The organism is Tenacibaculum agarivorans (genome assembly GCF_001936575.1).
GTDB lineage: Bacteria > Bacteroidota > Bacteroidia > Flavobacteriales > Flavobacteriaceae > Polaribacter > Polaribacter agarivorans.
In genome coordinates this window covers 1-9,322 of the sequence record NZ_MSMP01000064.1, presented here as the reverse complement: position 1 = coordinate 9,322, position 9,322 = coordinate 1, and the positions used below count along the sequence as shown (strand labels likewise).

At 31.6% G+C, this 9,322-nt stretch carries 8 protein-coding genes; 5 read left to right on the top strand and 3 right to left on the bottom strand.

The features are described from left to right. Positions 1-49: 49 nt before the first annotated feature. Positions 50-2,677: a DUF5916 domain-containing protein gene (locus BVC87_RS22595; protein WP_075344671.1), complete on the bottom strand. Its 2,628-nt coding sequence runs from the start codon at positions 2,675-2,677 to the stop codon at positions 50-52. 188 nt (positions 2,678-2,865) lie between these two features. Between BVC87_RS22595 and rplM the strand changes: the two genes are divergently transcribed. From rplM to BVC87_RS22570, 5 genes are all read left to right on the top strand, one after another. Next, positions 2,866-3,321 carry a 50S ribosomal protein L13 gene (rplM, locus tag BVC87_RS22590; protein WP_075344670.1) on the top strand — a complete coding sequence of 152 codons (456 nt, stop codon included), beginning with the start codon at positions 2,866-2,868 and terminating at the stop codon, positions 3,319-3,321. After that, complete coding sequence (gene rpsI / locus BVC87_RS22585) at positions 3,321-3,707, top strand: 30S ribosomal protein S9 (RefSeq protein WP_075344669.1); 387 nt, start codon at positions 3,321-3,323, stop codon at positions 3,705-3,707. Before rplM ends, rpsI begins: the two co-directional genes overlap by 1 nt. A 148-nt stretch (positions 3,708-3,855) precedes the next feature. Beyond that, positions 3,856-4,626 carry a 30S ribosomal protein S2 gene (gene rpsB / locus BVC87_RS22580; protein WP_075344668.1) on the top strand — a complete coding sequence of 257 codons (771 nt, stop codon included), beginning with the start codon at positions 3,856-3,858 and terminating at the stop codon, positions 4,624-4,626. An 81-nt stretch (positions 4,627-4,707) separates the two neighbouring features. Then, positions 4,708-5,676, top strand: a complete 969-nt coding sequence (tsf, locus tag BVC87_RS22575) for a translation elongation factor Ts (protein WP_075344667.1) — start codon at positions 4,708-4,710, stop codon at positions 5,674-5,676. Between the two features lie 94 nt (positions 5,677-5,770). Beyond that, complete coding sequence (locus BVC87_RS22570) at positions 5,771-6,805, top strand: hypothetical protein (protein WP_075344666.1); 1,035 nt, start codon at positions 5,771-5,773, stop codon at positions 6,803-6,805. Positions 6,806-6,924: 119 nt separating this feature from the next. Here the strand turns inward: BVC87_RS22570 and BVC87_RS22565 are convergent, their stop codons facing one another. Beyond that, complete coding sequence (locus BVC87_RS22565) at positions 6,925-8,154, bottom strand: serine hydrolase domain-containing protein (RefSeq protein ID WP_075344665.1); 1,230 nt, start codon at positions 8,152-8,154, stop codon at positions 6,925-6,927. 136 nt (positions 8,155-8,290) lie between these two features. After that, on the bottom strand, positions 8,291-9,043 hold the full coding sequence (locus BVC87_RS22560) for a metallophosphoesterase (RefSeq protein ID WP_075344664.1): 753 nt from the start codon (positions 9,041-9,043) through the stop codon (positions 8,291-8,293). Positions 9,044-9,322: the final 279 nt, after the last annotated feature.

Genomic DNA, 9,322 nt, shown 5'->3' with positions numbered 1-9,322 from the left:
CCACTTGAATAACACGTAGTGGGATTTTTACTTATCTCTTTATTTGTATTTATAAAAATCTATATGTGGCTTTTATTAAAAAGGTATCTTCTAAAGGTTGATCTAAAATCTGATTATTTAATCCTCCTAATAAGGATCTGTTTGCTCCCACATCTCCACTTGTTCCTTGAGACCACACTAAAAATAATTCTGACCCAGGAATATACTCCCAACGTACTACCAAATTTGAACGGAATTGCACAAATGAGAAATCAGGATTATCAAATTCGTAATCTATATTCCCATCAACGTCTTCATCTACTAAGTAATTTTCAGCACTATTTTGTTGAATTTGTGTATTATCATACCAAATCACTCTTTCATTTAAATCGTCAGCTATAGCATTGTTTACATAGTTGAACTGGTCATATCTTCCTCTAGAAATGAACGGTTGTCCATAATATTGAATAGATAAGTTAGGATTTATACTATAATTTAATCGTAAAGTAGTACTCAATGTTTTCTGATCTATATTTCCTAACACATATCTTTTTCCTCCATTATAATCTACTTGAGTAACATATTGTGTTTTATTAGGATTTTCTGTAAACTCAGTGGTTAATGAAGCACTTAAGGCATCAAATGGTTGATAATTTAAACCAAGTACATAGCGTATAAAAGAAAAGTTATCTTGTTTAGTTTCACTATGTATGTAACCAGCTCTAAAATTAAATTTCTTACTTTGATCCGATCCAAAAAAGAATACTACAAAGTTTTCTTCAGAATAACGCCATCTTGGTCCTCCTCTTAAAAATGTATTCAAAAAAATTCTTGGTTTATGAGTTAATTCCAACTCAGTCCACCAATTGTTAATCCAATTAATGTTTCCTTGAAGACTGTATTCCATTCTATTATAATTCCCTTCAAAATCAAATGAAGATAATTGACGTAATCTAACACTTGCATCTCTATATGTTTTTGTTGGCACTTGCCATAAATACCTTAAACTAGCAAACTGTCTGATTTCATCTGCTTGTCGTAAAAAACCAACATCATTCAATTCTAATTCTGGTGAACGCCAATTTACCCCTGTCCAGTAACGCCAATTTCCTCCTCCTCTTTTTCCTCCAAAAACTCTACCTCCCGTACCTGTTAAAGAAGTTCTATTAGGGTCTACCTCTACATGACTTGCATCTACTCTTTGAAATAAATGTGTTAACGATTCTTGTGTTTCTTGAATTGCTTCTTTTGACCCTACTACATGACTCGCTACTACATTACTTTGAATAAAATAATCTCTATTATGCCATTCATGACGAAAATCTAAACCTCCTGTGTAGGCAGACTTATGCAATACTTTATCTAAACCTTCGTTAAGATTTCCTCTATTTGTAGAGGTAAATATTCCTCCGAAATAACTGTTTCTCTCATTAAAATCTTTCTGAACTCTAGCAACAAAATAATTCGTTAAAGGCTCAACCAACTGTTCTCTTCTGTTTCCATTATTGTCTATTTCTGCATATTCATTAGATGTTATGGTTTCTAAAACTCCAATAGACCATCCGTCTTTAGTTTTTCCAGAGAATTTTGCTGCACCCAAAATAGACGTATTAATAGGTATATCTGCAAATTCGCCATCAGCTGTGTTTGCACTGCCTTGAGGTGCCCTACCAATTCTTCTACTGTAAAATACATTATCAGGGCCATTAGCAAATCGGAAATCAAAAATGTTTTTATTTTCTACAAAAAACGGTCGTTGTTCATTAAAAAATATCTGAAATCCATCTAATGCTATCGCACCTGGGTCAGCTTCAACTTGTCCAAAATCTGGATTGATAGTTAAATCTAGAGTTAAATCGTTGGTAATTCCAATTTTAGCATCTAAACCTGCATTAATACTAAAATCACTTCCGTCTCTAAATGGATTTCCTGCCTCTTTTTCATAACTGTCATATTGTAAAACGGTAAACGGTTGAATTTCTAATTGTTTTTGAGATTTTAATCCTTTTAAACCATGCAATTCTCCTGCTTCACTAATAAAACCAGAAACTTCATTAGGAATTCGTTGCCAAAGTGAGCGTTCTTGTTCTCTAAACAAAGTCCTGTTAATATTTAATCCCCAAATCTGTTCTTCTGCATTTCCAAATCGTAATTGCGTAAAAGGAATTTTCATTTCAGCTGTCCAACCTTTATCATCTACTACAGCATCCGTATACCAAATTGGATTCCAGCTTTCATCCCAATTCTGTCCGTTTTGTGTAGCCAATTCCTCTCCTTTTACCCCAGCTGCAGTTGTTGTAAATACAAAAGCCGTTCTTTTATCATGATAACTATCAATAATAACATTTACACGATCTCCAGCAAATCCATCTCTTCTAGTCAATCTTGCTTCAATTTTGTCTGGCTCATCATCAAAAGCTCTAATAGCTACATATAGATATCGATCATCATATCCTATTTTAAATTTTGTTTGATATGTAGGTGGCTTTCCTTCATTTGGTGCTTTTTCAACAAAATCACCTCCCCAATCGAGATGCTCCCATGCTTTATCTGTTATAACCCCATCAATCTCTGGAGTTTCTTTCATGAATTTAGTAAAGTATTTTTTCTTTGGTACAATTATGCTGTCAGCTTCTTGAGAAGAAACTTTTGTAACCACAAATAGTCCTAAAAAAAGGAATAGTAATCTTAGTATCATTGTTGGATTTTAACGCTAGTTCAAAAGTATGCTAGTTTTCTCTTAATAATATGTTAATTCCCAAGGAGTAGTTCTTAAATATAAATTAAAGCAAGTTGCTATTTGTCAGTAAAATAAATAATTGTAAATTTGCACTCCTTTTTTAAGGAAAAGTATATCATTATTAATAGACAAAAACTAAATCGTGTATGGGCACATTAAGTTACAAAACAGCATCTGCTAACAAAGCAACTGTAAACAAAGAGTGGGTTTTAGTTGATGCGGACGGGCAATCATTGGGTCGTTTAGCTTCTAAAGTTGCAAAACTTATTAGAGGTAAACACAAGCCTAATTTTACTCCACACGTAGACTGTGGTGACAACGTTGTAATCATCAACGCTGAAAAAATTAATTTAACAGGAAGTAAGTGGACTAACAAAACTTACATCCGTCACACAGGTTACCCTGGTGGACAAAGATCGTTAACTGCGCAAGAGGTTTATGAAAAAAATCCTACGAGATTAATCGAAAAAGCAGTAAAAGGAATGTTACCTAAAAACAAACTAGGTAGCGCTTTATTTAGAAACTTGTATGTATATACTGGTACAGAGCATGGACAAGAAGCTCAAAAACCAAAATCTATTAACCTTAACGATCTTAAATAATGGAAACAGTTCACAAAATAGGTAGAAGAAAAACAGCTGTTGCTCGTATATATCTTTCTGAAGGTAAGGGGAATATAACTATCAACAAAAGAGAATTAAACAATTACTTTACTACACCTACTTTACAGTATAAAGTAAGACAACCTTTAATGTTAACTGAGAACTTAGAGTCTTATGATATTAAAGTTAATGTTTACGGTGGTGGAGTTACAGGTCAAGCTGAAGCAATTCGTTTAGCAATTACTAGAGCATTAGTATCTATTAACGAAGAGCACAAAGCAGTATTAAAACCAGAAGGATTATTAACTCGTGATCCAAGAATGGTTGAGCGTAAGAAATTCGGTCAGAAGAAAGCACGTAAGAAATTCCAGTTCTCTAAGCGTTAATATATTTGCTGGACTTGTTTCAGCATTTTTCAAACGTTGCGAGACTGTTTTTCAAAAAATATTTTTTATTAACAGTTTAGTATCTAAATAGTTCAGACGTAAAACTACTGGGCTATTGCGAAAACAGAACGTAAACACATGTATTGAAATGGCAAACATTCAAGAATTATTAGAAAATGGAGTTCACTTCGGTCACTTAACAAGAAAGTGGAACCCAAACATGGCACCTTATATTTACACAGAGCGTAATGGTGTTCACATTATTGATTTATACAAAACTTCAGCTAAAATTGATGAAGCTACTGCTGCATTAAAAAAGATAGCCAACTCTGGACGTAAAATCTTATTTGTTGCTACAAAAAAGCAAGCTAAAGATATTGTTGCTGAAAAATCTAAATCAGTAAACATGCCTTACATCACTGAAAGATGGCCTGGTGGTATGTTAACTAACTTCGTTACTATCCGTAAAGCTGTAAAGAAAATGGCTGCTATTGATAGAATGAAGCAAGATGGTTCTTTCGACGCTTTATCTAAAAGAGAAAAATTACAAATTAACCGTCAACGTGAAAAATTAGAAAAGAACTTAGGTTCTATTGCTGATATGACACGTTTACCAGGTGCATTATTTGTAATAGATGTAAAGAAAGAACACATTGCTATTGCTGAAGCTCAAAAATTAAACATTCCAATCTTTGCAATGGTAGATACAAACTCTGATCCTAGACCGATTGATTTTGTAATTCCTGCAAATGATGATGCTTCTAAATCTATCGATAAAGTTTTATCTTACGTAACTGAAGCTATTGGCGAAGGTTTAGCAGAAAGAAAAGCTGACAGAGAGAAAGCTAAAACTGAGAAAGAGGCTGTAGCTGTTGAGGAAAAGAAGGCTGAACAAGTAAAAGCTGAAGAATCAGAATAAATATTTAAAGGTTTCATTACATTGAAACCTTTAATTTATTTTATCATTGTAAATTATATACAACCTTAAAAAACAAACAAAATGTCAAAAATTAGCGCTGCAGACGTAAAAAAATTAAGAGAAACTACTGGTGCAGGTATGATGGACTGTAAGAAAGCTTTAGTAGAAGCTGAAGGTGACTTTGATAAAGCTATTGAAATCTTACGTAAAAAAGGTCAAAAAATAGCTGCTAAAAGAGCAGATCGTGATTCATCTGAAGGTGTAGCTATCGCTAAGATTAGTGATGATAACACTTTTGGTGTTGCTATTGTTTTAGCATGTGAAACTGATTTTGTTGCTAAAAATGACACATATAAAGATTTAGCTCAGCAATTCGTTGATATTGCAATTAATTATACAACAAAAGAGGAGTTTTTAGCTGCTGATTTTGGTGATGGTAACACTGTTGCTGAAAAATTAATTGAGCAAACTGGAGTTATTGGTGAGAAGATTGAGGTTCCTACTTTTGAAAGAATTGAAGCTCCTTATGTTGGTGCTTACACTCACGTTGGAAAGATTTCTGCATTAGTTGGATTAACTGAGTCTATTGATGATGCTGCTGGTTTAACTAAGGATTTAGCTATGCAAGCTGCTTCAATGGGAGCAACTACTTTATCTTATAAAGATTTTTCTCCTGAGTATGTAGCGTCTGAAACTGAAGCTAGAATAGCTGCTATCATAAAAGATAACGAAGAATTAGGTCGTTTAGGTAAAACATTAAAGAATGTACCTCAATTCGTTTCTAGATTACAGTTAACTGACGAAGCTTTAGCTAATGCTGAAGAAGCTGCTAAAGAACAATTAAAAGCTGAAGGTAAGCCAGAAAAAATCTGGGATAAAATTTTACCAGGTAAAATGGAAAGATTTATCTCTGATAACACTACTTTAGATCAAGAGCAGTGTTTATTAGATCAAAAATTCATCAAAGATGAGAAGAAAACTGTTGCTGAATATGTTTCTTCTTATGGTGAAGTTGAAGTTAAAAACTTCGTTAGAGTTACTTTAGGATAACGAATATTGTCTCATCTTAGTGAGAAAATAGATATAAAGCGGTAATTATACATTACCGCTTTTTTTTATTCCATATCATTGGTAATTTGTACTAATGAAACAAATCTTTTTAATCCTTTTCTTTTATTCTATACTATGCTGTTCTCAATACAACGAAAGAACTGTTATACAAGATTTCAACTACGATAATTTTAAAGATACAATACACTCAAACTACCAAGGCGGAAGCGGTTTTGGGGGCATCTATGCTAAAGTTATTGATGGAAAAACTAAGCACACTTTTGACATCGATCTTTTTCATTCTTATGCACTAATAAAAAACATTATCACTATCCCTAAACAACAATTTGAAAAAGAACACTTATTATTAACAAAAGCACTCTTTCGTGAAGTATTGCCTAAACAAAGAAATACTCCAGATACTTCATTAGAATGGATTTTAAATAGTCAATTTCATCAAAAACAAGTAAACCATCCTTATTTTGATAAAATAATTTATCCGAAAACTACTTGGCGTAAAGAAAAAATAGAAGTTCCAGATTCATATTATATCACTCTACATAACGATAGTTTAAAAAAAATAGCCCCAAGAGACGCATATAAAGGTGAGCTTATGGAAACTGATAATCATATCGGAATTTTAACTTATAATGCATCGATATTAAGAAAAATAAGTGAACGTAAATATCGATCTACAGATTCTAAACTCATAGGAACATCCAAAAAATACAAGTTTCATGCAACTATGCATGGCCTTTACGTGCAAAAAAATGAGAAATATAAATGGTTGTTTATTAATGACTATGAAATTGTTGGAGGTCCTCAAAAGCTTCGATGGGAATCTATACAGTGTGTTCGTATCTTTAAAAACTTTCTTATTCTTGAACAGAATACGGCTCCGAGCAGGTACTTAAATACTTTTATAATTGATATTGAAACGGGGAAGATTGGTAAGCTTAAATTTGAATTCACCAAAGATATCAAAGACTTCAAAGACGACTATGAATTGGCTTTACTCAAAAAAGATCATTTTATGATAAAAAGTGATGATAAAGAAAAGAAAGTTCATTACAAAAAGCTTTTTAAATTATTAAAAAAATTAAAAGACGGGCTAGACTTTAAAAAGTAAAACCCGTTTCTTATATTATTTACACAAAATTTTGGACAGTTTCCAGAAAAATTTGTGCAATCTCTTGTTCCTGCATAGAACAATAAAATCAACATAGTTTTAAAAGCATCATTAGGAGCTTAATCGACTTTCAATTTAGACTTATATTGATCTAAAGTATTCCAAATTTTCCAAAGTTCATTCAGTGCTTTTTCATTATCACCATCTACATGCGTATTAACATTTAATACCCTACCTATTTTAGTATCTGCATCAAAAAACAAAAAAGACACCACTCCTAAGTCTCCACCTGTATGACCAAAATAACCTGATGCTGTTTTTCCCATAAAAATACAGGAATCGTATTTTACAGATAATACTGGATTTTGTTTTTTAATAGAGTCAGTAACCTTAGAATTTAGTGGACTTCCAAATAATTTTGAATAACTTTCTTTAGTTAGTACTCCATTATTTCCTGCCTGCCCTCTTATCAACTCTTTAAGAAGCAAACCTAAATTATTAGAAGAACTGAATAAACCTCCATCTGGATAGCTATGTAATGTATACAAAGGAACTTCTTTATTTCCGTAAAATTGTTTTGAGACTAGAGAACTATCTACAGTTTCATATGACCAACCTGATAACGACATTTTAAGTGGATCGAATACATATTTCTTAGTAAAATTAGGAAATGATTGCCCTGTGGCTTTTTCTAAAACATAAGCAGCTAATGCAGATCCAATATTCGTATATCTATGATGTTCTCCTGGTTTAAACGTTGTAAATCCTTCTTTTAAATACCACTCACCTTGTTCTGATAGTATTTTCTTTAAAAATTCTGACATAGGCATTCTTGACTTTGAAGGTTTGAAGACTCCTTCCATTTCATTAATACCATTGAATCCGTTATCTTCTTTTAGAACATACACATTTTCATCATAGAACTTTGTATCTATAATCGAGGAAGTATGCGTTGCTAAATGCTGTATTGTTATATTTTCTTCTGGAAAAAGTGGATTAGAAACCTCAAAATCCAAATACTTATTGATTGGATCATCTAACTGTAATTTCCCTAACTCTTGAGCTTTCAATAGCGCTAATCCTATAATCACTTTTGAAACGGAACCTATTCTTTGTAAAGTTTTTGCAGTATAAGGTCTATTTTTCTTTATATCGCAGAAGCCAAAACCTTTTTGATATAGAATATTTTCTTCATTTACAATTGCAACAGAAAATCCATGGATCAGTCCTGACTGTGAAATTCTTTGTAGTTCATCTGTTAACGCTTTCGATGTTTCATCTTCTGTTTTTTCATGCTTACATGAAACAATAGCCATTAACATTAAAATGGGTAATAATAGTTTTTTCATTAGTAGTAGTTCTTAATTAGTTGTATAAATAACTAATCACTTCTACTATCAAAGATTATTCCTAACTTCTAAAATCTGAAAAGTTTTCTTAAAACTATTTAAAATAACAAAAGCTATTGATCCAATATCTTTTCTATTATAACTCAATGACTTTCTCATAATCAAAGGTTCTATGCTCATTCCAATTGATATATCCGAACTGATTTGAGATCATTTGCGTATTTCCTATTTTTATATCTCCTATATTTCTATGACTATGTCCAAATAGCCAATAATCAATATCACTCTTAGCTATAAAGTCTTTTTTTTCTACACAAAAAGCTTCGTTATAGACACTTTTTTTGAATTCTTTATTCATACAGTCATAACTAGGCAAATGGTGTGTTGTAACAACCTTTTTTCCTTCTGTATTTACTGCTTTAGAAATAAACTCAAAACCATACTGATGGATCGCATTAAAATGATCTGGAGTAAAATGTTTGTTCTTAAATTTAATTTTTCTAAAATCTGTTACTCCCAAAGCAATATCCAAAACATGCTTTTCTATTTTAGACCACATAGTAGAGAAAATGAATGTAATATCATCTATTTTTTCCTTGTAATTATTTACAATAAAAACATTTTCATCGATCTGATCATATGTAGTTCCAAGAGCTGTAGAAATATCATAACCTCCATAATACTCATGATTTCCTGGCACTATAAATACTTTTTCAAAATCTTTAGAAACTTGTTTTATAAAATCTAGTTTTGTAAAATCTTTATCTAAATGATAAACATCACCTGCAATAATTAAAATCTCACCTTTAGCGATTAAAGGGTTATTTTTAAACCATTCTCTATTGACAGGAAACTCAAGGTGTAAATCTGAACAAATTTGTATTGTCATATCTTTTTCTTATGTAAACATTCTAATTCATAAATGTAATTGTTTACCACTGAAAACACCTTAAAATATCTTAAACAATTATTTATTTTTTGATTCTTACGAAGAAATAGAGTATTAGGAAAGTATTTAATAAAATAAGCTCTAAATTGAAAAGACCGCGGCTGTAAACGCGGTCTTTCAATTTTATACAAGAAGTTGAACGTGGTCCCCACCATAGTCAACTTTCAGAGGGCAATATACTAAAATATTTTAATTTTTTGTTAAATATTATATTTTAAA